The sequence below is a fragment of the Bacillus sp. OV166 genome (assembly GCF_900177675.1).
Classification (GTDB): Bacteria; Bacillota; Bacilli; order Bacillales; family Cytobacillaceae; genus Neobacillus.
Genome location: NZ_FXWM01000001.1, coordinates 4328856 through 4350735, shown reverse-complemented (window position 1 = coordinate 4350735; position 21880 = coordinate 4328856). Strand labels below are relative to the sequence as shown.

The window sequence follows — 21880 nt, the reverse complement described above, 5'->3', positions numbered from 1 at the left end:
CTTTGAATCCAAAGATGTTATTCAGGCTTGTTAATGACCTTGCGATGACATTTCTTATGTTAATAGCAATGGCTTACTATATTACTGGAAACATGGTCCACGAAGTCATTGGAGTTGTGGTACTTTTATTATTTATCGTCCATAACTTTTTAAATCGACGTTGGTATAAAGCGATTTTTAAAGGGAAATATCATTTAAGGCGCATTATACAAATAGCAATCAATCTACTTTTTCTTGTAACTATGTGTTTGATGATGATGAGTGCTGTGATGATTTCCAGTGACTTATTTCCCTTTATTCCCATAAATAACGACATGATGCTACGACAAATACATGTTCAGACAGCATATTGGGGTTTTATCATTATGGCAGTCCATATAGGGTTTTCTTGGGGGATGATTCTCTATTCAGTGCGGAGTATGACGGGAATAACCGGTACTAGTCGTATTCGGACCATTGCGTTGCGTATTCTGTCGGTATTAATTGTTGCCTACGGGACACACTATGCTTTGAAATTTATTCAGAGGCAGGATAAAAAAGTAGTTCAAAAAAGCTGAAATAACTTTAAAAGTGAAAGGGCAAGTACGATCCCGCTTAATCTATTTCAAGCGGGATTTCTTATTAATACCATTTTTCCCTTATACCTGTAACATGCAAAAAATTCAGTAGCAGCCGTAATGCTACCTTCTCTTTCAAGAGGAAGAAATATTGTAAAACACTATATTCCATATATGCACCGTTAATGTTTTAGTCTATATGTTTCAGAAATGCCTACTAGGCATATCTTGATATTAGATATAAGTATTTGCTATATGTGAAAATCGCGCTAGAATAAATAGCAAAGGAGTTAATAATTTTCGAATGAAAGAGTCTGCTATCTCATTTTTCTATTCATTATTATTTGGGAAAAATGTGAATTAAGATCATAGAGCAAATTATTAAAGCTTACAATGAAACCCAAAATTAAATAAATAAGGAGATCATGTAATTTGAAGAATTTATGGAAAGAATTCACAGTTGGAAATATGAAATTACCTCATCGTTTAGCAATGGCACCAATGACTCGAAGTAGAGCATTAACTGATGGAACACCTTCAGATTTAAGTCCTGAATATTATGGGCAACGTGCTTCGCTAGGTCTAATTATTAGTGAAGGTACTCAACCCTCTGAAGATGGTCAGGGTTACTTGAATACGCCGGGTATTTATACCAAATCACATATTCAAGGGTGGAAAAAAGTTTCCGATCGGGTCCACCAAGAAGGTGGTTATCTTTTTATCCAATTAATGCATGTAGGAAGGATTTCTCACCCAAATAACACTCCTCATCATCGTCAAGCAGTTGCACCTTCAGCCGTTGCTCCAGGTGAGCAGATTTAAACGGAAGATGGAATGAAGGAAATTCCTGTACCAAGGGAATTAAGTACAGAACAAATAAAAGATGTTATTTACGAATTTAGAAAATCTGCGGCTTCGGCTATTGAAGCTGGAGCTGATGGAGTTGAAATTCATGGTGCAAATGGCTATTGAATTCACCAATTTATCGGTGAAAATTCAAATATTCGTACAGATGAATATGGTGGATCAGTTGAAAACCGTGCACGCTTTGCTATTGAAGTTACAAAGGCTGTTGTAGATGAGATTGGTGCAGATAAAGTTGGTTTTCGTATATCGCCAGGAGCACCACTTGGCGGAGTAAAAGAAGGGGCTGACGGAGATAAAGTCTATCAATACCTTGTTTCCGAGTTAGAGGAATTAGGTTTAGCATACCTTCACATAATGCATACAGGAAATGAGAGTCTTTTATGTAAAATACGTTCTATTTGGTCAAATCCATTAGTTAATCGCTCAGGGCGTCAAATAGAGGACATCAGTATTGATATCGATAACAATATCGCTGACATCGCACCAATTGGTGTATGGGCTCTAGCTAACCCTGATATTGTAGAGCGTTTGAAAAAAGGTGCTTCACTCAACGAGCCTGATCGTACCACATTTTATGGTGGCGGTGAGAAAGGATATATTGATTATCCATTTTTAGATAAATAAGGAGATAACAAAAAAGGAGCTAATGAAAGGAATACCTGCCGCCATAGAAATGTTGGCTAGTCAGCTTCAGAAGCTCCTGAATTCGCTAATGGATTATTTTTATCATCCGTTAACTTAGTAAATAATAAACGTATGTTGTTAGTAAAATCAATGGTGGTATTCTTTAGTTCCATAATAATATTAAGAAAGGGCGTTATTAATTATGTCTAATATTCAAGATAAAATTGTAGTTATAATGGGTGCATCCAGTGGGATTGGTGAAGCAACTACCAAGAAACTTGCACAAGAAGGGGCAAAACTAGTGATTGCGGCTCGTCGTGTAGACCGCTTGAAAGCCCTAGTTGAATCATTGCCAAATGCAGAAATTTCATATGTGGTAGCAGACGTTACGAATAAAGACGATGTTCAAGCAGTTGTCGATTTGGCAGTAAAAAAATATGGTCGTGTAGATGTACTTTACAACAACGCTGGTGTCATGCCAACTGCAACAATTTCGGAAAAACGTTTTGATGAATGGCGACAAATGATAGATATCAATATTATGGGTGTTTTAAATGGAATTGCAGCTGTATTACCTATTATGAAACAACAACAGTCCGGTCACATTATTGCAACTGATTCCGTAGCTGGACATGTTGTTTATCCAGGATCTGCTGTATACTGTGGGACTAAATTTGCAGTTAGAGCAATTATGGAGGGATTGCGCCAGGAAGAAAGAGAAAATAATATTCGTTCCACTATAATTTCACCAGGGGCTGTAACTACTGAACTTTATACAACAATTAATACGCCTGAAGAGCGAGAATGGGTAAAGGATCTTATGAATAAGGGTGAAGAAGGACTTTCTTTGAAAGCAAGCGATATCGCAGATGCAGTAGCTTATGCGATTAGCACACCTGAAACTGTTGCAGTGAGTGAAATCTTGATTCGTCCAACAAAACAAGTTGTCTAATGGATACAACTTTTAAAGAAAAGATTGCTCGTCCTACAAGACATCTGCCATATATATCGTAAGTAATAAAATTGCTCCATGGCTTTGCTGGGGGGCAATTTTTTTACTAATGGCAGTTCGTTAAAATCCTTGTACATTTAAAAAAAAGGATTTTATGTTCTCGTTGGATGTCCGTAACTGCAAAAACGTGGGGACACGCAGTTGTCTAATTGGATACAACTAAGATAGGAGTTGCTTTTTTGTCTAAGCGAAATAATTTACTTATATTTACATTGACCCTAGGGGCTTTCGGCATTATAAATACTGAAATGGGAGTTATAGGGATATTACCCTACATTGCTGATCACTTTCATGTCAGTGTATCTAAGGCAGGGTTGCTGGTGAGTATCTTCGCACTTACTGTTGCTATTTCTGGTCCAACTATGCCGTTATTATTTTCGGGGGTAAATCGCAAGAAGGCAATGTTACTTGTACTTGGTATTTTCGTTTTAGGTAACATTGTCTCTATATTTACATCAAACTTTACCATTGCAATCATTGCGCGTGTGATTCCAGCCATTTTTCATCCAATCTTTTTCTCAGCAGCTTTTACAATGGCTGCTAACTCAGTTAGCAAGGAAGAAGCTCCAAAAGCTGTTTCAAAAGTTTTTATTGGAATATCTGCGGGTATGGTACTTGGTGTACCAATCGCAAGTTTTCTTGCTAGCACAGTTTCGTTTCAAATATCAATGGCATTTTTCGCCATCGTGAACGCTATAGTATTTATTGCTACATTAGTATTTTTCCCTTCTATGCCTGTTAAAGAAAGACTCTCTTACGGCGCTCAATTATCGGTATTAAAAAAACCAATTACTTGGCATTCCATTGTTGCCGTCATTTTACTAAATTCAGCAGTATTTGGGGTGTATAGTTTTCTTGCTGAGTATCTTAAAACCGTTACAAATATCTCTGGGAAATCAATTAGTTTAATGTTAGTCATATTCGGGGGGGCAAATATTATTGGAAACATTGTGGCAGGGAAGTTACTTACAAAAGATGCCATCAAAACTGTAGTATCTTTTCCTTTTGCATTGGGAGCCATTTACATCATATTATTCGTATTAGGACAATTTACTTTACCTATGGCTATCATTACTTTATGTTGGGGAATATTGGCTGGTATAGGAACCAATATTAATCAATATTGGATTACGTCTGCAGCTCCAAATGCTCCTGATTTCGCTAATGGATTATTTTTATCATCTGTTAACTTAGGAACAACAATAGGTACAGCTGTAGGTGGATTATTTATTTCAGAATTAGGTACACAATACGTCGTATTAGTGGGATTATTATCGTTGGTATTAGGGTTGGTATTTATTTTATTAAGAAACTATATGCACAGTCCTACCAAACAACTTTCTAGATAAAGAATTAATTTAGGCGAGAAATGGGGGATTTTAAATGTCACTGGATAAACAAGTTGCTCTTGTCACCGGCGGGAATCGAGGAATTGGATATGAGCTTGTCAAGCAATTGGCGGTGAAAGGTTTTAAGGTCATTTTGGCAGGTCGGGATCCAGAGATGGGTCATGAAGCTGCGCAAAAAATTAAGGAATCAAATCTGGAAGTTTCGTTTGTGGTCATGGATGTAGATAATCAAGAAAGCATTCATCAAGCTGCTGTTGCAATAAATGAGAAGTATGGAAGATTAGACGTATTGATTAATAATTAATGCTGGCGTGTATCTGGAGGAGAATAGAAAGTTAGTGGCAATGGATCCTTCCATTCTGGAGAGAACGATGACAACCAATTTCTTCGGAGCTTACCATGTGATTCGTTCCTTTATACCCCTTATGGAAAAACAAAGATATGGAAGAATTATTAATGTTTCCTCAGAATATGGGGCGATGTGCGAATTGTCATATCCTGGAGTAGGAGCTTATAAGTTGTCTAAATTTGCCCTAAATGGATTAACACGATTGGTAGCTGCCGAAATCAATGGTGATATCAAAATAAATGCTGTCGATCGGGGATGGGTGAGCTCAGATATGGGCGGACCATCTGCTCCAAGAACACCAAAGCAAGCTGCTGAGTCTATCCTGTGGTTAGCAACTGTTGGATTTGAAGGACCGAATGGGGGATTTTTTAGAGATGGAAAGCAAATCAATTGGTAACAACATTAACCAATTTGGTATAAGGCTTAGCAATAAAAGGAGCAAATAAAATGAAGAAAATCCTTCAAGTATTTTTTACAGTAGCTTTTATTTTTACTTTTGCAGGGTGCAGTAATTCTGCAGCAAACAATAGGTATACATCATCTGAAACATCTGCTCTTTCTAAAAACAACTCAATCGATGAACACAATAAAAGCCAAACAGATCGTGCTAAGGAGACGACAACAGTGAAAGAAATAACTACCATAAATATCCTAGTTGGAAATAAGACATTCACCGCAACTCTTGAGGATAACGATACAGCTAAAGCGCTTGTTAAACAGCTCCCGCTAACAGTAGATATGTCTGATCTTAATGGGAATGAAAAATATAATAATTTGTCAGTTAATCTTCTGGAAGATAAGTCAATCATTCCAGGAAGGATCAATGAAGGCGATTTAATGCTCTATGGTAACAACTGTCTTGTTATTTTCTACAAGACATTCAATACTTCCTACAACTATGTAAAGCTCGGACACATAGACAACGCCACTGGTCTTACTGAAGCCTTTGGTTCAGGTAGTGTGAAGGTTACATTTTCCGTCAGTGAATAACTTTAAGATGTGCCAATAAAAACTCAGTTCATTAATTGTAACGCACTTGTTTTAATAAGCAGGTGCGTTAATTATATGTAAGAAGTTACTATCTATGTACTTTAGATAATTTTAAATCATCAAATTTTCATAAAGATAATCAACAATTTTTATTGGCTTGTTGAGTAATAAACGAATCGCATTACTTTAACCATTGAACAAATCCTGTTTTTTTTTATAATTATAAACATGTGTTGAGTAATCAATCTTTATTCATTTTTTTCTAGAAGGACCTCGTGTACTATACCTAATTTATGGATTTATTGTTGGTCTTAGGTAATTCTAAACAAATAATTCATCAAGGAGAGATTCTATAATGAAAACATTAGTTCTTGTATTTCATCCAAACTTAACTGCTTCCCGTGTTAATCGACGCTTGACGGAAGAAATGGAGAAGCAATCGAACGTTACCGTACGCCATGTCTATGAGGTTTACCCCGACGAGAAGATTGATGTGGCAACCGAGCAGAAGCTATTGGAGCAGCATGACCGCATTGTGTTGCAATTTCCTTTCTATTGGTACAGCACTCCTCCATTGCTGAAAAAATGGGCAGATGAAGTCCTTACCTACGGCTGGGCTTATGGGAGCAAAGGGGACAAGCTGCACGGAAAAGAACTGCTGATTGCCGTTTCTGCGGGCGCCCCTAAAGAAAACTATTCACCAGATGGCAATTTCAAATACACCGTCCCAGAGCTATTGCGACCTCTTCAGGCAACCAGCAACTTGATTGGCACGCGTTATTTAACACCATTTATATTACACGGAGTAATGCAACTCCTGTCCGACGAGGAGCTTGAGCAAAGTGCGAAGGATTACGTGGCTTACGCCTTGAACCCTGAACTTGACTACTTGCAGTCCGTTAATATTAGTCTGTAGTGGGACATAACTTTACGACTACCAATCGTTTGAGGAAGTCATTCAAGCTGCAAAAGATTGAATTAGTTACTACAATAATAAACGAATTAAAGAAGAACTCGGTGGTAAGAATCTTGTAAAGTACAGGATTCTTACCACCGAGAAATCAGCATAATATATTTTCGTCCAACTTTTTGGGGTCAGATCAGTCTGTAGATGGACCCAGGGTTTTTTTATTTGGTTTTACCTTGATGAATTATTCAAAATTCCTATCTAACAATGTCCCCGTTTGTTCAGCCATGACACGGGCTGGTAAAGGCATTTTATTCTTGAACCACCATTCCACTGCACCAACAATCGCTGAACCAAAAAATTGAAGAATAACCTCTTCATTTAAACCTTGATTTTTTCCTTCGGTATTTTCTACTTCAGCCTTATACTCTTCGATGACTAAATCAAGAAATCGACTACGAAAATAAGGGGCACCTTTACTGGCTAACATCGTTGAAAAGAATAAATAATTACGCTCAAAGTATTCGAACCAGACATAATTCCCTTCTTGAAAAGTCATTTCAGATGCCGATTGGCATAGTTCCCGGAGATTGTCTATATGTTCTTCAATCATCTTATCCAGGAGGTCGTATTTATCCATGTAATGAAGATAAATGGTTCCTCGATTAACATCTGCTCTGTCTGCAATATCCTGAATGGTAATGTCGTCAAAACTTTTTTCAGACATCAGTTCAATTACAGCATTTTTAATAGCTACTTGACTTTTTGCTATTCTTCTATCTATTTTAGACACTTTAATTCACCAACTTTCTAAAGATAATCAACAATTTTAAATGATTTGTTGAGTAATCAACGAATTGCTCAAAATTAACCATTGAAAGTATGAAGGGCTTTTTTATAATTATAAACAGATGTTGATTAATCAATCAATATTAATTTTTAAAGCATCATGTTGCAGCTAACATTTGGAATAATAAAAGTAAATTAACTTTAAACAGGAGGTTTATATATGGACCGCATTGAAAAGAGCAAAGAAAAATACAAACAACTATTTGGAAATGGAGTACCAGCCGCATACACTACCGATCCTGATTTTCAAGACATCCTTAGCCGCTTCATTTTTGGGGAAGTATTCTATCAAGGAAATCTGGATGACAAGCAACGCGAGTTGATTACCCTGGTAGTGCTTACGACCAACCAGACATTGCCTCAGCTCAAGGCACATGTTGCTGCGGCACTATACGTTGGGCTGACACCAGTAGAAATCAAAGAGGCAGTTTACCAGTGTGCTCCGTACATTGGATTCCCGAAAACGTTAAATGCTATCAATGAAGTCAATGAGGTTTTCAAAGCGAATAATATCTCTTTACCAATAGAAAGCCAAAAGACTGTAGATGAAGATAATCGTTTTCAAAATGGTCTTGGGGTTCAAGTAGAGATTTTCGGTGATGTCATTAAAAAAATGCAAGAGAGTGCTCCGGCAAATCAAAAGCATATGCAGGAATATCTTTCTGCTTTTTGTTTCGGAGATTTCTACACCCGTGGTGGACTTGATTTGAAAACACGGGAGTTGTTGACACTCTGCATCGTAAGTAGCTTAGGCGGTGCTGAAGGTCAAGTAAAGGCACATGTGCAGGGTAACAAAAATGTAGGCAATGACAAGGAAACATTAATCACCGCCATTACTCACTGCCTCCCATATATGGGCTTTCCTAGAACACTGAACGCATTAAGTTGTATTAATGAAATTATTCCAGAAAATTAAGAAAGTAGAATAGGGGATGCCACATACTATTTTATATATGACAAGGTACTACAAAAAAATAACAATTTGAAGGAGACAAAAGCATGTTCAACGAAACTTACAAATTATCAAATGGTGTAGAAATTCCAAAATTAGGTCTTGGTACCTGGCTGCTTGACGATACACAGACAGCACAGGCAGTGCGTGATGCGGTATCTATCGGATATCGTCATATTGATACTGCTCAGGCTTATATGAATGAAGTTGGTGTAGGTGAAGGAATCCGTTCCTGCGGTGTTGCAAGAGAGGAACTTTTCATCACGACAAAGGTTGCTGCAGAAGCAAAGACCTATGATGCGGTTACGATGTCCATTGATGAATCTTTAGCGAAGATGGGGCTGGAGTACATTGACCTTCTGATTATCCACAGCCCACAGCCTTGGACGGAGTTCCGTGAGGAGAACCGTTACTTCGAGGAAAACAAAGAAGTATGGAAAGCAATGGAGGATGCTTATATGACAGGTAAGGTAAAGGCAATCGGTCTATCAAATTTCCTTCAGGATGATCTAGAGAATATTCTTACAAGCTGTGAGATCAAGCCTATGGTAAATCAGGTATTGGCACATGTGAGCAATACTCCTTTTGAACTAATTGAATTCTGCCAGAAGAATGACATCCTGGTAGAGGCGTATTCACCAGTTGCACACGGTGCAGTTCTCGATAATGCAGAGGTTAAGGTAATAGCTGATAAGTATGGAGTATCTGTTGCTCAGCTTTGCCTACGTTATGACATCCAGCTTGGTCTTGTAGTAATTCCTAAGACGGCAAATCCGGAACACATGAGAAACAATGCAGAGCTTGATTTTGCTATCAGCGATGGAGATATGGAAATTTTGAAGAATGCAGATCACATCCAGAATTATGGTGAGCATAGCTTCTTCCCGGTATTTGGCGGAAAGTTAAAATAAACAGGACTAACTACTGTTACCGGACATAACTTCGAACGGTTTACAAAAATCATTATCAGCCATCTGTTCAAGTTGGTTAATAAAAATAAAATTTATTGGAGGAATTAAAATGGCTAAACATGAAGAAGTAAAAAACGGTGTTATTTTCCCAGTAGGAGAAAAAAATGAAGCATTTGCACAATTTTTCGTAGGACAAAGTTATCTTAAAGGGTTAGTGTCTGACCCTAAAGTCAACGTTGGTGTTGGGAATGTGACTTTTGAACCGGGATGCCGAAATAACTGGCATATCCATCATGATGGATTTCAAATTTTATTAGTAACCGGTGGAGAAGGCTGGTACCAAGAAGAAGGAAAACCTGCTCAATTATTAAAAGCTGGTGATGTTATTGTTACTCACGACGGTGTAAAACACTGGCATGGCGCTACAAAAGACAGCTGGTTTGTACACATTGCAATTACTGCCGGTAAGCCGGAGTGGTTAGAACCTGTCGATGAAGAAACGTATAACAAATTATAATAATTAACGCATCGAATTATTTGATTCGATGCGTTAATTATGTCGCTCAAACAAACAAAAGGGCGGAAACGGTATTGGAAAAACGTGTGATTGAAAATGGTATAGCTGTCACCTTAAGCCAAGAAGTTATTAAAAATGCAGCGACTGAGTTGATGATATCCATATTAAACACATTGACTTCACCAACCTTTCTTAAGGATAATCAACAATTTTGATTGATTTGTTGGGTAATCAACGAATTGCGTTAATTTAACCATTGAATGCATTCAGTTTCTCTTTATAATAATAAACAGATGTTGATTAATGAATCAGTATTGATTTTTTAAAGTGATCTAATGATCAGGTCATACCTGAAAATTGAACTTGCATCAAAAAATGCAGGGAAAGGAGATGGTTATTATACGAACGGACAGGTTAAAAACATATTCTTTGCTGTCAGTTGCTTTGTTGATCTCATCCGGTCCTTTGATTGCCGCAAACATTCCTGCAATCGAAAAAGAATTTCCGACAGTAAATCCAACCCATGTAGGGCTTTTAACAACCATTCCTTCACTGTTTGTCATTCTAGGTATTTTAATTGCGAACCGTTTGGAACTATGGTTTGGAAAGAAAAGAACGATATTGATTGGTTTGGGAGTTGTTTTTCTTGCAGGGGTATTTCCGGTACTGAAGCATGATATCTTTTCGTTTTTGTTTATTTCACGCTGCTTCTTTGGTTTAGGAATCGGTTTATTCAACCGCTTAATCATTCAAATGATTAGTGATATATTCCAAGAGGATCCCCGTAGAAAAGCAACTGTAATTGGATTGGAAAGTGCCTTTGAAGGATTGGGTGGCATTTGTTTGACGCTTATAGTGGGGCAGTTGTTGAAAATCAACTGGTATACATCGTTTCTTATTTATGCCCTGGCGCTTCCAATTTTTCTAGGATTCTTTCTCTTTGTACCGGATGACAAGAAGCAAAGGGCAAAGAGAAAAGCGGAACCAAACACAACTGTATCGGACAGTCCCGACGAAGTAGGATCTTATGGATCGGTCATTGGTTATGGTATTTTGCTTTTTTTGATTGTGACCTTTTTTATTAATTACAATATTCAAATTACCCCACTACTTTTAGAAAAACACATTGGCAATGCTACGATTGGTAGCAACAATCTTGCCTTCATCGGTTTAGGAGCATTTATTGCCGGTTTTTCATTTGGTAGAATTTTTCAACTGTTGAAGGATTATATCATGCCTGTCGCACTTTTATTGCTAGCAATTTCTATATATATTACTACTATTTCAGAAAGTATCTTACTCACGACATTTTGTTCAATGACTATTGGCTTTTCTTTTCGTTGTATGATGCCATATTTGTTTCATACATTTACGCAAAAAAGCGAAAAGGTGGCAAAGCTTGGAACAACAATGGTGTTAGTTGCTTATAACATTGGTGCTACCCTATCTCCTTACGAGGGGATTGTGTTTTCAAAGTTATTACACGTTCATACTGTTCAGTCCTTGTTCCGTTCAAGTTCAATTGTGATTTTTTTGATTTCTATCATTGTTTGGGGAGTTGTTTTTAAAAAGGCAAAAATGAACAAAGTCCAACAGAGAAGTATTTAAGTTTAAGAGGAGGATGCTGTATGCCCCACATTATTGTAAAACTTATACCAGGCAGAAACGAGGAACAAAAGAAAGAACTTACAGATAAGATTGTGCAAGCTGTTAGAGAAAAAGTAAACGCTGGAGAATCTAGTATTTCTGTCTCATTTGAAGAAGTTCCAAGTGAGAAATGGGAAGACCAAGTATATAAGACTGATATTTTAGGAAAAGTAAAAACGTTGTATAAAAAACCAGGATATAAATACTAAATGGAGGGAATTATCATGACAAATATTAAAGATAAAGTAGTTATTATTATGGGGGCATCAAGCGGAATTGGTGAAGCAACAACCAAGAAACTTGCTCAAGAAGGAGCAAAATTGGTCATTGCTGCTCGCCGCGAAGATCGTTTGAAAGCTCTTGTTGAATCATTACCGAATGCTGAAATTTCACATATTACTGCAGATGTAACGAATAAAGAGGAAGTTCAAGCAGTTGTCGATCTGGCAATTGAAAAATACGGTCGTGTCGATGCGCTTTACAACAACGCTGGAGTTATGCCAACTGCCCCACTTTCAGAAACACGATTTGATGAATGGCGTCAAATGTTAGACATCAATATCATGGGTGTTTTAAATGGGATTGCTGCAGTTCTGCCAATTATGAAAAAACAACAATCCGGTCATATCATTGCGACCGATTCCATTGCAGGTCATGTCGTCTACCCTGATTCTGCTGTGTATTGCGGAACAAAATTTGCGGTACGCGCCATTATGGAAGGGCTTCGCCAAGAAGAGCGTGAAAATAATATTCGTTCCACAATTATTTCTCCAGGACTTGTTGATACTGAACTTTATACAACAATCAATGATCCTGCGAATCGTGAATGGGTTAAAAATAACGCGAAAATAGAAGGTGTAGGATTAAAACCAAGTGACGTTGCTGATGCAGTAGCATACGCACTTAGCACACCTGAAACGGTTGCTATAAGCGAAATTATGATTCGCCCAACCAAACAAGTTGTCTAATCCTTCTTTAGTACCCAATTAGTTATCACAAAGGACAAAATAGAATTCTCTCACCATGATTGAGAATTCTATTTGTTTTTAGAACAGTAAATTAGATAGATATTCGCTTAAAAGTCACATAATTTTTAACTTGTTTTATGAAATTGGAGGAGAAACAATGGAATCAATTAATCAACAAATGCTAACCGGGGAACGCGCTCTTTTTAAGAGTCGAGATCTTATCATTAAGGATTCAGTTTTTGCAGATGGAGAGTCACCGCTAAAGGAAAGTTGTGATATTTCCATCGATAATAGTATTTTTAAGTGGAAGTATCCTTTATGGTATTGCAAAAATATTAGTGTAAAGAATAGTAGTTTTCTTGAAATGGCACGATCCGGAATTTGGTATACTCATCATATTTCAATCAGTGACAGCATCATTGAAGCACCAAAGACATTTCGAGGTTCAAGCGATATACACCTGACCAACGTTGATATGCCAAATGCACAAGAGTCCTTTTGGAACTGTAAAGATGTTTACTTAACAAATGTGACCGCAAAAGGCGATTACTTTGCAATGAATAGTGAAAATATCAAAATCGATAATTTCAGATTAGTAGGGAACTATGCCTTTGATGGAGCGAAAAATATTGAAATCCGAAATGCGAAGTTACTTTCGAAAGACGCTTTTTGGAATTGTGAAAATGTCACTGTTTACGATTCTATCATTATCGGTGAATATCTAGGTTGGAATTCAAAAAATATCACGTTTATTAACTGTACCATTCAAAGCAATCAAGGCATGTGCTACATGGAACATTTGGTGATCGAAAATGGGAAAATCATCAATACGGATTTAGCATTTGAATATTCAACAGTAGACGTGGAAGCAACAACAGTGATTGACAGTGTGAAAAATCCGATTTCAGGAAAGATTCAAGCGAAGAACATTGGCGAATTAATATTGGATGACCAAGAAATTATCTCAGCTAATACACAGTATGAACTGGATAAAGCAGGTGAACCCTGTGACCTTTAATTTTGATAAAATGACGAATCGCTTTAACACGAACTCTTATAAGTGGGATGTTGGGCACGAAGAGCTTCCTATGTGGGTGGCAGATATGGACTTTGAAACATCCCCCGCTATTGTTAAGGCAATGCAGAAGAGATTAAACCACCACATTTTTGGTTATACAAGCGTACCAGATGCATATTATCACGCAGTTGCCCGGTGGTGGAAAAATAGACATCAATTTAATATAGAAAAAGAATGGATAATGTTCTGTACTGGTGTGGTGCCAGCCATTTCTTCCATTGTGCGCAAAATGACCAACGTTGGAGACAATGTGTTGGTGTTGGCACCAGTCTATAATATCTTTTACAACTCAATCATCAACAATCAACGAAAAGTTCTCTCAAGTGAGTTGATTTATAAAGACCATCATTATTCCATTGATTTTAATGACTTAGAAAGAAAATTATCCGATCCCAACACAACCCTTATGATTTTCTGTAATCCTCATAACCCAATAGGTAAAGTATGGGATAAAGAAACTCTTGAGAAAATAGGAAACCTTTGCATCAAACATAATGTTCTTATCCTTTCTGATGAAATTCATTGTGATTTAGCACATCCGGGATATCGCTATATTCCATTTGCTTCTGTTTCAAAAGATATTGCTCAAAATTGCATTACCTGTGTAGCACCAACGAAAACATTCAATCTTGCTGGGATTCAAACTTCGAGTATTATCGTTCCAAATCCAGAGTTAAGAAAACTCGTGAATCGTGGAATTAATACCGATGAAGTGGCTGAACCAAATGTTTTTGCGATTGAAGCAGCAATCTCGGCGTTTACAGTAGGTGAATCTTGGCTTGAAGCATTATTGGAATATCTGATGGAAAATAAGGAATTTATTGAACACTTTATCGCAAACCAGCTTCCAGAGCTTCAATTCATTCATTCAGAAGCAACCTATTTAGCGTGGATTGATTATGGGGCTGTAACGAATAATACCAAAGATTTATGTGAATTTATTAGGAAAGAAACAGGGTTGTATGTTTCAGAGGGTGCTATTTTTGGTGGCAATGGTAATAACTTTATTAGACTAAACTACGCCTGCCCCAAAGCGCGGCTTGAAAATGGATTACAGCGTTTGAAAAAAGGGATTGTTGCATTTCAACTTCTAAACAACCCAATATGATTAATGGGGTTTTCCAATAATTAATAAAAATATTTAAGGAGGAAATCATCATGACAAATATTGAAGGAAAAGTTGTCATTATTATGGGTGCATCAAGTGGGATTGGTGAAGCGACTACCAAGAAACTTGCACAAGAAGGAGCAAAATTGGTAATTGCGGCACGTCGTGAAGACCGCATGAAAGCTCTTGTTGAATCATTACCTAACACTGAAATCTCATATGCAGTTGCAGATGTAACGAATAAAGAGGAAGTACAAGCAGTTGTAGATTTGGCGGTCGAAAAATATGGTCGTGTAGATGTACTTTATAACAACGCAGGAGTCATGCCAACTGCTCCACTTTCAGAAAAACGCATTGATGAATGGCGACAAATGTTAGACATCAATATCATGGGTGTGTTAAATGGGATTGCTGCAGTTTTGCCTATCATGAAAAAACAACAATCCGGTCATATCATTGCAACTGACTCTATTGCGGGGCATGTCGTTTATCCAGGTTCTGCTGTATACTGTGGCACAAAATTTGCTGTTCGGGCTATCATGGAGGGGCTTCGCCAAGAAGAAAGAGAAAATAATATTCGTTCAACTATTATTTCCCCAGGATTAGTAGATACCGAACTTTATACAACGATTAACGAACCTAAAAATCGTGAACGGGTGAAGAATAACGCTAAAATAGAGGGTTTGGGATTAAAGTCAAGCGACATTGCCGATGCAGTTGCTTATGCAATTAGCACACCGGAAACTGTAGCGGTAAGTGAAATCCTGATTCGTCCAACGAAATCAGTAAAATGAATGAAGGTTCAATAGAATTCTCTCATCAATGTCCACAATCTAGAACTGGAAATTCCAAAGTTTAAGCGAGTTCATGATAAGGGGGACTATACATGATTCATGAAAAAATTAACTTAAGCAATAATGGAAAAGTAAAATTGATAACTTATATTCACGATAATTCAGTGAAAAGAGAGAAGGAAATGGGACCAGCACCCAAACGCCCAGCTATTATTGTGTTACCGGGGGGTGCCTACTATTTTATTTCGGAACGAGAAACGGAACCAGTCGCATTGACTTTTATGAAGGAAGGGTTTAATACTTTTGTGCTTCACTACTCTTTTGGGGATGACTCTATTTTTCCAAATCCCCTTCTAGATGTATCATTGGCTATTTTAACAGTGCGCAAGAATGCTGAAAAATGGGGGATTGATCCAGATGCGATTTGCTTGATGGGATTTTCGGCAGGTTCTGGGATAGCTGCACTGTCAGCAACGCAATGGAACAATCCAGAGATAGCAGAAAAATTAGGTGTTCACCTGAAGATATTAAACCAAATGCAGCTGTTTTAGGATATGGTGCTGCAAAAAACTCGATGATTGTCGAGGGAGAAGATGTTTATGTTCCACCGATGCTTGGGAAAATTGCTAGAGAAAAAGCGTCTCAACTGGAATTCGTCGATTATATTGGAACGCATACCCCGCCACTTTTCATTTGGCATAACCGATATGACAAATATGTTCCGGCGATTCAACCACTGATGATGGCGCAACGAATGCAAGAATTAAATCTTCCTTATGAACTCCATATTTTTCAGCAGAGAGAACATGGGATGTCTGTTGCGAATCGCCTATCTAGAAATCACTTAAAAAACGAGAGTGAAACATCAAACGTCGATAAATGGGTTGAGATGTGTGTAACTTGGATTTTGGAAGTGTTGGTAAAACACAACTAAAGTTGGTGAGGATTATGAAAAAGGCAATCACCATGTTTCTGAGTCTTTTGGCAGTTATGCTGTTAACTTCATGTACCAATATACAAAGGAATCCAGCAACTAACGAATCGGAAGTTCATTCAAATGAAACATCAAGTATGAGCAAAAGTTCACCTGTTTCAGAAAAAACGAATCATGAAAAACAAAAAGAGGGTGTGAAAGAAATGAAAATAAAATTAACTGTTGGGCAGGACGAATATACTGCCACTATGAATAACAGTAAAGCAGCGAAAGATTTTATCTCCTTACTTCCAATGACGTTGACACTCAAAGACTATGCGGGAATGGAAAAGATAAGCGATCTTCCAAAACGATTGTCTACTACTGGTTCTCCAGATGGGACTGCAGGTTCTAATGGAGATATTACTTACTACGCGCCTTGGGGAAATTTAGCTATATTTTATAAAGATTCTAATTATGCAAATGGACTTATTAAATTAGGTAAGATAGAGTCCGGAATAGAAAAGCTTGCAAGTATTCGTGGTGATTTTACAGTTACAATAGAAAAAATTGATTAAATTAAAATGATGGGGCGTTTAAATTGTCACAGAAATTGCAGTGGATTTGCCTTGGTAAGTTAATGAACTAATCTCAACTATAAATATATGAAATGGGGATTATAGATGGCATTAATTCAGGTTAATTTTATGTCGAAGACTTTGGCAAGAACAGTTCCAATGAATGTAATATTACCAGTGGATAAAATGACGTTTCCAGGCATGCCCGTAAGAGGGGATAAATCATACAAGACATTATATCTTCTTCATGGTGTTTTAGGTAACTACACAGACTGGGTATCAGGAACGAATATTCTGAGATGGGCAATGGAAAGGGATCTTGTTGTTGTAATGCCTTCTGGTGACAATATGTTTTACGTAGACAATCTGGGGACAGTCAACAATAATTATGGGGAGTTTATTGGGAAGGAACTGGTAGAGATTACAAGGAAAATGTTCCATCTTTCAGATAAAAAAGAGGATACGTATATCGCAGGTCTTTCTATGGGGGGATATGGCGCACTTAGAAATGGCTTAAAATACCATGATACATTTGGATGTATTGCAGGACTGTCTTCAGCCTTGATTATTGATGGTATTGAACAAAGACCATACAATAGTCCATTCTTCTTTGAGAGCCGTGCCTATTTTGAAGGCTGTTTTGGAGACCTTACGAAGGTGTCCGACAGTGACATGAACCCAAAATGGCTGGCGAAGAAGTTGGTAGAAGAAAATTCAAATATACCGAATATTTATTTGGCATGCGGAGAAAGTGACCCCTTGCTTGGAGCAAACAGAAATTTCAGAAATTATCTGGATGATATTGGTATTAAAGTAACCTACGAAGAAGGTCCTGGAGGGCATGATTTTGATTTCTGGGATCAATATATTAAAAGGGTATTAAATTGGCTTCCGTTGGAAAACAAAACTGTAGGAATCAACAGTGGAAATGTGGGAATTTAATGAAAATTAAGGAGGATTTATTATGGAATATCGCCAGTAGGGAAAACAGGCATTCAAGTTTCGAATTTATGTTTTGGTACGATGTCTTTTGGTGGAAACGCTGATGAAGAAACATCTAAAGCCATGTATAAACGTTGTCGGGAAGCTGGAATCGATTTTGTTGATACAGCCGATGTATATAGTGGGGGGCGTTCTGAAGAAATTTTAGGGGAATGCATTGCACATGAGCGTGATAATATCGTCCTGACGACAAAAGTGTTTTGGAACACGAGTGCTGATGTGAATGCAAAAGGATTGTCACGAAAACATATTATGCAAGGTATTGAAGGCAGTTTACGCCGTTTAAAAACAGATTATATTGATTTTTATTTTGTTCATGACTTTGATGAAAAAACCCCAATTGAGAAATTCTACGGACACTAGACGACTTGCAACGGCAAGGAAAGATTCTCTACCCTGCAGTAAGTAACTGGGCAGCTTGGCAAATTACAAAGGCATTAGGAATTTCTGCAAAAGAGCAATTGGCTCGTTTTGAATTAATCCAGCCTATGTATAACCTGGTTAAACGCCAGGCTGATGTTGAAATTTTGCCAATGGCTGCTTCTGAACAAATCGGAGTCATTACTTACAGTCCGCTAGGTGCCGGTTTATTAACCGGTAAGTATGGAGTAAACAAACGACCGGAACAGGGGCGCCTTGTAGAGGATGCCCGCTATGGCGATCGTTACGGTGCCAATGATGATATTGTCACGGCTGAACAGTTCACCAAATATGCACAAGAACATGATGTGAAACCTGCAACTTTACCAGTTTCTTGGGTAATGGTTAATCCCGCTGTTACTTCCCCTATCATTGGTGCACGTAATTTGGAGCAATTAAAAGATTCGTTAGCAGCTGTCGATCTTAAACTTTCGTCAGAAATGTATTCTGAAATTTCGCGTTTATCAAGAACGCCCGCTCCAGCAACTGACCGTACCGAGGTATTAACTGGAAAATGGTCGTAAGACTAATAAACTTAGGTCCTTCAAGTATTACTATTATAGAAGGAGTGAAGGGTGCAGTATGGAATTGCATTCTTCTTTTTTATCGTTCTTTTTCAAACCTGTTTAGTAATTTAGTAAACATAGTATTACAAATCTATACTGGTTTCCCAAGTAAAAAGAAGGTCTCTAAAAATACCAAGATAAAGGGCGATTCTTCCACATGAAGTACGCCATTTTTGTTATTACAAAAAAATGATTGTGAAATATTACACTTAAACTAAAGGGTGCTTTACTTCAATAAGGAGTAAGCTTTTTTTCTGTTGTTCCATTAACGGGGAGGTTAGTTCAACAAGGATAATGGATTCTCATTATAGAATATAAGAGGAATCATTGTTTAATTTACTGGAGGTGTTTAAATGCAAGATAACAAAGAAACTCCTGAACAAATAAGAGAGAGATTAAGACAACAAGAATTGAAAAGCAACCCAACTGGTAATTTGAACGATGCTTTTAATAGGGCAAACAGCGGAGGTCTTGTGGATTTAGTAGGAAGTTTAGGCTGGAAAGGGACAGGAATACTTATCCTTGTAATCATAATAGGATTAATAATTACTTCATTTTTTTTCAAGTAACGGGTGTAAGAGTTGAAGAACCAGCTGCTGAACTAGGCGGCTTTTTTCTTGTTGAACTAAAGGAGCAGATTTGTGAAATAACCTTATATGAAAGTATCTGGATAAATTGGTAAAAAAGTACACACCATAAACTTTGGAGGTGGTATAATGAAAAATTTAAGATTATTTTATTTAGGTTTGTTAATTCTACCGTGGCTAACAGTTCCATTCTTAGGTAGAAATTCATTTAAGAAATATCTTCCAGCAGCAATTTTTATGGGTACAGTCACAACTGCATTAGATTTATTCGGTGAAAAGAAAAGATGGTGGCGATTTTATAAAGGGATACCGCCTTTAAAAAGTATGAACTTTTTTAATTGGGGTCCTTACTTTGTTTCAAGTCTTTGGATGTTAAAAATGGCTTATGGTAAATTTCCATTTTATATAATCTCTAATACGATTCTTCACATTTGTTTTATTTACCTTGGAGGTATAAAATTTGTAAACCGTTTTAAAATATTTTCCTTAGAAAAATTAACAAAATTTCAATACTTAGCTATCGACTTTTTAAGAGCATTAATTCTTTATGGTTTTCAATTCATAAATAATTTTAGTCAGAATACAAAAAAGCTTTCTAACAAGTAATCAATTTAAATTTATTACAAAATGGCTGAGATTTCTAAAAAACAAAACACCGTCTTAGTGATTATATACATTACATTGTGAAGGAATTCACTTAAAGTAACGGGTGCAAGAGTTGAAGATCCAGCTATTATTTTAGATGGTGTGTTATGAAGTTAAAATTAATGTAATCAGGAGGTTTGAAGAAACTTTCATACTATACTGAAGATTTAAGTTAAATCTCTGTCTGGAAGTATACAAAAGTGGAAAGGAAAATTTAAGAGGTAAGCACCAGAAAGTGCTTACCTAATAACCTCATCCAGAGAAATGATTATATGCTTTAACTCCTTATTCGAATCTAAAACACCTATTACAAATTGATTATCTTCTGTTATTGTCGCATATCTGAAATGTTCATCCCCATTAATAAGGAAAGCTGTTTCCTGTTTTGCCTCCAACTTAGCAAAGACATCATCTGTGTAATCGAGTGGTAGAAAATCATCTAATCCTTCTGTTGGTCTACCAACCCATTTGAAGAGGAAATCTTTGATTGCATATTGCTCAATCATCGATAAATTTTTATTGAATTTTAGTTTATTCACCGATACTGTGTTCACTCAATCACTCCTAAGATAGTATGTATAGTTTATACTTTAAAATACCTTACTACAACGGTATTCATGTGACATAATATTTACAATTTGATTTCGAGTTAATGAAAATATGGGTCCAATTTGTCAATCCTTTTTTCTTATTGTGCAAACTGTCAGGTTAGTGAAAAAAGAAAAAGCCCCAAAGTAAATATTTACTTGGGGGGATGTTTTTCATAGGGAAGATATGGAACTTTCTTAGGCGTATATGTAATTACATCAGAAGAATAAATTTTGATTATTAATTTGTTTTCTATCGATTTTGCAAGTATGAGAATAGGTTGATTGTAATCATTTTTAAAGATTAAATCAGGTCCGTTCCAACTAACGGTGGCATCCCGCTTTGGTGGAACGTATGAAACCTCTCTACTGTGTGAATTACGCTGAACAATTTTTAAACCAGCATTATCAACTGCATTAAAAAGGGTAGATGATACTTGACAAATTCCTCCACCAAAGTCCTCTGAAAATTCCCCATTAACGATTACAGTAGCTGGCATATATCCTTTTCCTGCTGTTCTTTCTCCAACCACTTTATTAAAGGAAAATATTTCACCTGGAAAAAGAACATAATTATTAATGGCTTTTGCAGCAAGATAAATATTATTGTTTCTTTCTTTGTTATTGGTATTAAAGAATGTTACATATTCCCCAATTTTTTCTCCTCTAATATTTCCAAGTAATTCACTGTCGACCCTTGGATAAATAGCCAGTAAGGGGACTTCTAATGTAGATGAGCCATTATTAAAATAATAAGAAAAAATATTTTCTGTGAAAACTTGGCGGTTTAAACGGTAACCGAGTTGTTCTGGTATAATATTCCCGTTTTTATCTATAATTGAATTTTTAGGATTTTTAGTTACATGCTGGTCAATATCGTCCATGAATTTATTAAACTTTTTTGTATCCAAAATGGGTAATATAGGCAAGTGCATCGAAAAGGTAGTACGGTTGGCAACGGAGATAGGATCACTGTTGTTAGTGATTACTAAACGTCCTGGCATAATCACTTGTTGAGATAAAATTATTATTCCAAGCATCCAACTGAAATTCATATGCTTAAAACCTCCCTACTTTAATTATGAGTTAAAATATCCATTTCA

The 21880-nt window shown here is 36.8% G+C and carries 24 protein-coding genes and 3 pseudogenes; 24 read left to right on the top strand and 3 right to left on the bottom strand.

The window, feature by feature from the left end; all coding sequences use genetic code 11:
* Positions 1 to 2 precede the first annotated feature (2 nt).
* The 7 genes and pseudogenes from CCK98_RS21305 to CCK98_RS21275 all read left to right on the top strand — a co-directional run bounded on the left by CCK98_RS21305 (position 3) and on the right by CCK98_RS21275 (position 6664).
* Positions 3 to 557, top strand: a complete 555-nt coding sequence (locus tag CCK98_RS21305) for a DUF4405 domain-containing protein (RefSeq protein ID WP_088088415.1) — start codon at positions 3 to 5, stop codon at positions 555 to 557.
* A 432-nt stretch (positions 558 to 989) separates the two neighbouring features.
* Positions 990 to 2048 (top strand): annotated as a pseudogene (locus CCK98_RS21300) (alkene reductase).
* A 202-nt stretch (positions 2049 to 2250) separates the two neighbouring features.
* Positions 2251 to 3000 (top strand): SDR family oxidoreductase, encoded by a 750-nt coding sequence (locus tag CCK98_RS21295; protein WP_088088414.1) that lies wholly within the window; start codon positions 2251 to 2253, stop codon positions 2998 to 3000.
* Positions 3001 to 3239: 239 nt separating this feature from the next.
* A complete protein-coding gene (locus CCK98_RS21290; RefSeq protein ID WP_088088413.1) occupies positions 3240 to 4409 on the top strand; it encodes an MFS transporter in 1170 nt (389 codons plus the stop codon).
* A gap of 34 nt (positions 4410 to 4443) precedes the next feature.
* Positions 4444 to 5155: pseudogene (locus CCK98_RS21285) on the top strand (SDR family NAD(P)-dependent oxidoreductase).
* 50 nt (positions 5156 to 5205) lie between these two features.
* Positions 5206 to 5748, top strand: coding sequence for a cyclophilin-like fold protein (locus tag CCK98_RS21280; RefSeq protein ID WP_088088412.1), 543 nt, complete (start codon positions 5206 to 5208; stop codon positions 5746 to 5748).
* Between the two features lie 355 nt (positions 5749 to 6103).
* Entirely contained in the window at positions 6104 to 6664 is a 561-nt protein-coding gene (locus CCK98_RS21275) for an NAD(P)H-dependent oxidoreductase (protein ID WP_088088411.1), read from the top strand.
* A gap of 235 nt (positions 6665 to 6899) precedes the next feature.
* Here CCK98_RS21275 and CCK98_RS21270 read toward each other — a convergent pair whose 3' ends face one another.
* Positions 6900 to 7448: a TetR/AcrR family transcriptional regulator gene (locus tag CCK98_RS21270; RefSeq protein WP_088088410.1), complete on the bottom strand. Its 549-nt coding sequence runs from the start codon at positions 7446 to 7448 to the stop codon at positions 6900 to 6902.
* A 216-nt stretch (positions 7449 to 7664) separates the two neighbouring features.
* On the opposite strand from CCK98_RS21270, the gene CCK98_RS21265 reads away from it, so the two are divergent.
* The 17 genes and pseudogenes from CCK98_RS21265 (at position 7665) to CCK98_RS21190 (ending at position 20151) form a co-directional block, all read left to right on the top strand.
* Positions 7665 to 8420 carry a carboxymuconolactone decarboxylase family protein gene (locus tag CCK98_RS21265; protein WP_088088409.1) on the top strand — a complete coding sequence of 252 codons (756 nt, stop codon included), beginning with the start codon at positions 7665 to 7667 and terminating at the stop codon, positions 8418 to 8420.
* Between the two features lie 83 nt (positions 8421 to 8503).
* A complete protein-coding gene (locus CCK98_RS21260) occupies positions 8504 to 9367 on the top strand; it encodes an aldo/keto reductase (protein WP_088088408.1) in 864 nt (287 codons plus the stop codon).
* A 109-nt stretch (positions 9368 to 9476) separates the two neighbouring features.
* Positions 9477 to 9884 (top strand): cupin domain-containing protein, encoded by a 408-nt coding sequence (locus CCK98_RS21255; protein WP_088088407.1) that lies wholly within the window; start codon positions 9477 to 9479, stop codon positions 9882 to 9884.
* Between the two features lie 74 nt (positions 9885 to 9958).
* On the top strand, positions 9959 to 10099 hold the full coding sequence (locus CCK98_RS35555; RefSeq protein ID WP_179195887.1) for a hypothetical protein: 141 nt from the start codon (positions 9959 to 9961) through the stop codon (positions 10097 to 10099).
* Positions 10100 to 10274: 175 nt separating this feature from the next.
* A complete protein-coding gene (locus CCK98_RS21250) occupies positions 10275 to 11492 on the top strand; it encodes an MFS transporter (protein WP_179195886.1) in 1218 nt (405 codons plus the stop codon).
* Positions 11493 to 11512: 20 nt separating this feature from the next.
* Positions 11513 to 11740, top strand: coding sequence for a tautomerase family protein (locus CCK98_RS21245; RefSeq protein WP_088088405.1), 228 nt, complete (start codon positions 11513 to 11515; stop codon positions 11738 to 11740).
* A 15-nt stretch (positions 11741 to 11755) separates the two neighbouring features.
* Positions 11756 to 12499 carry an SDR family oxidoreductase gene (locus CCK98_RS21240; RefSeq protein WP_088088404.1) on the top strand — a complete coding sequence of 248 codons (744 nt, stop codon included), beginning with the start codon at positions 11756 to 11758 and terminating at the stop codon, positions 12497 to 12499.
* A 157-nt stretch (positions 12500 to 12656) separates the two neighbouring features.
* Entirely contained in the window at positions 12657 to 13517 is an 861-nt protein-coding gene (locus tag CCK98_RS21235) for a DUF3737 family protein (protein WP_088088403.1), read from the top strand.
* Positions 13507 to 14685 (top strand): MalY/PatB family protein, encoded by a 1179-nt coding sequence (locus CCK98_RS21230; RefSeq protein ID WP_256942433.1) that lies wholly within the window; start codon positions 13507 to 13509, stop codon positions 14683 to 14685. The genes CCK98_RS21235 and CCK98_RS21230 overlap by 11 nt, the downstream gene beginning before the upstream one ends.
* A gap of 50 nt (positions 14686 to 14735) precedes the next feature.
* On the top strand, positions 14736 to 15479 hold the full coding sequence (locus CCK98_RS21225) for an SDR family oxidoreductase (protein ID WP_088088401.1): 744 nt from the start codon (positions 14736 to 14738) through the stop codon (positions 15477 to 15479).
* Between the two features lie 92 nt (positions 15480 to 15571).
* Complete coding sequence (locus CCK98_RS21220) at positions 15572 to 16030, top strand: alpha/beta hydrolase (RefSeq protein ID WP_088088400.1); 459 nt, start codon at positions 15572 to 15574, stop codon at positions 16028 to 16030.
* A complete protein-coding gene (locus CCK98_RS21215; RefSeq protein ID WP_142292190.1) occupies positions 15958 to 16413 on the top strand; it encodes a S9 family peptidase in 456 nt (151 codons plus the stop codon). The genes CCK98_RS21220 and CCK98_RS21215 overlap by 73 nt, the downstream gene beginning before the upstream one ends.
* A gap of 14 nt (positions 16414 to 16427) precedes the next feature.
* Positions 16428 to 16970, top strand: a complete 543-nt coding sequence (locus tag CCK98_RS21210) for a cyclophilin-like fold protein (protein ID WP_256942432.1) — start codon at positions 16428 to 16430, stop codon at positions 16968 to 16970.
* Positions 16971 to 17075: 105 nt separating this feature from the next.
* Entirely contained in the window at positions 17076 to 17912 is an 837-nt protein-coding gene (locus CCK98_RS21205; protein WP_088088398.1) for an alpha/beta hydrolase family protein, read from the top strand.
* 81 nt (positions 17913 to 17993) lie between these two features.
* Positions 17994 to 18916, top strand: a pseudogene (locus tag CCK98_RS37100) (aldo/keto reductase).
* Positions 18917 to 19311: 395 nt separating this feature from the next.
* Positions 19312 to 19527: a DUF6366 family protein gene (locus tag CCK98_RS21195; protein ID WP_088088397.1), complete on the top strand. Its 216-nt coding sequence runs from the start codon at positions 19312 to 19314 to the stop codon at positions 19525 to 19527.
* A 147-nt stretch (positions 19528 to 19674) separates the two neighbouring features.
* Positions 19675 to 20151, top strand: coding sequence for a hypothetical protein (locus CCK98_RS21190; protein WP_088088396.1), 477 nt, complete (start codon positions 19675 to 19677; stop codon positions 20149 to 20151).
* A gap of 278 nt (positions 20152 to 20429) precedes the next feature.
* On the opposite strand, the gene CCK98_RS21185 is transcribed toward CCK98_RS21190, so the two are convergent.
* Both CCK98_RS21185 and CCK98_RS21180 read right to left on the bottom strand, forming a co-directional pair.
* The gene (locus tag CCK98_RS21185; RefSeq protein WP_088088395.1) at positions 20430 to 20744 is read right to left on the bottom strand and encodes a hypothetical protein; all 315 of its coding nucleotides are present in this window, start codon (positions 20742 to 20744) and stop codon (positions 20430 to 20432) included.
* A gap of 188 nt (positions 20745 to 20932) precedes the next feature.
* Positions 20933 to 21832, bottom strand: a complete 900-nt coding sequence (locus CCK98_RS21180; RefSeq protein WP_088088394.1) for a VanW family protein — start codon at positions 21830 to 21832, stop codon at positions 20933 to 20935.
* Positions 21833 to 21880: the final 48 nt, after the last annotated feature.

What these genes read in the sequence shown, in the direction of transcription:
- CCK98_RS21225 (WP_088088401.1), top strand. Translation starts at nt 14,736, where the DNA reads ATGACAAATATTGAAGGAAAAGTTGTCATTATTATGGGTGCATCAAGT.
- CCK98_RS21210 (WP_256942432.1), top strand. Translation starts at nt 16,428, where the DNA reads ATGAAAAAGGCAATCACCATGTTTCTGAGTCTTTTGGCAGTTATGCTG.
- CCK98_RS21235 (WP_088088403.1), top strand. Translation starts at nt 12,657, where the DNA reads ATGGAATCAATTAATCAACAAATGCTAACCGGGGAACGCGCTCTTTTT.
- CCK98_RS21255 (WP_088088407.1), top strand. Translation starts at nt 9,477, where the DNA reads ATGGCTAAACATGAAGAAGTAAAAAACGGTGTTATTTTCCCAGTAGGA.
- CCK98_RS21260 (WP_088088408.1), top strand. Translation starts at nt 8,504, where the DNA reads ATGTTCAACGAAACTTACAAATTATCAAATGGTGTAGAAATTCCAAAA.
- CCK98_RS21250 (WP_179195886.1), top strand. Translation starts at nt 10,275, where the DNA reads ATGGTTATTATACGAACGGACAGGTTAAAAACATATTCTTTGCTGTCA.
- CCK98_RS21215 (WP_142292190.1), top strand. Translation starts at nt 15,958, where the DNA reads ATGGAACAATCCAGAGATAGCAGAAAAATTAGGTGTTCACCTGAAGAT.
- CCK98_RS21195 (WP_088088397.1), top strand. Translation starts at nt 19,312, where the DNA reads ATGCAAGATAACAAAGAAACTCCTGAACAAATAAGAGAGAGATTAAGA.
- CCK98_RS21220 (WP_088088400.1), top strand. Translation starts at nt 15,572, where the DNA reads ATGATTCATGAAAAAATTAACTTAAGCAATAATGGAAAAGTAAAATTG.
- CCK98_RS21280 (WP_088088412.1), top strand. Translation starts at nt 5,206, where the DNA reads ATGAAGAAAATCCTTCAAGTATTTTTTACAGTAGCTTTTATTTTTACT.
- CCK98_RS21245 (WP_088088405.1), top strand. Translation starts at nt 11,513, where the DNA reads ATGCCCCACATTATTGTAAAACTTATACCAGGCAGAAACGAGGAACAA.
- CCK98_RS21180 (WP_088088394.1), bottom strand. Translation starts at nt 21,832, where the DNA reads ATGAATTTCAGTTGGATGCTTGGAATAATAATTTTATCTCAACAAGTG.
- CCK98_RS21275 (WP_088088411.1), top strand. Translation starts at nt 6,104, where the DNA reads ATGAAAACATTAGTTCTTGTATTTCATCCAAACTTAACTGCTTCCCGT.
- CCK98_RS21240 (WP_088088404.1), top strand. Translation starts at nt 11,756, where the DNA reads ATGACAAATATTAAAGATAAAGTAGTTATTATTATGGGGGCATCAAGC.
- CCK98_RS21265 (WP_088088409.1), top strand. Translation starts at nt 7,665, where the DNA reads ATGGACCGCATTGAAAAGAGCAAAGAAAAATACAAACAACTATTTGGA.
- CCK98_RS21205 (WP_088088398.1), top strand. Translation starts at nt 17,076, where the DNA reads ATGGCATTAATTCAGGTTAATTTTATGTCGAAGACTTTGGCAAGAACA.
- CCK98_RS21295 (WP_088088414.1), top strand. Translation starts at nt 2,251, where the DNA reads ATGTCTAATATTCAAGATAAAATTGTAGTTATAATGGGTGCATCCAGT.
- CCK98_RS21190 (WP_088088396.1), top strand. Translation starts at nt 19,675, where the DNA reads ATGAAAAATTTAAGATTATTTTATTTAGGTTTGTTAATTCTACCGTGG.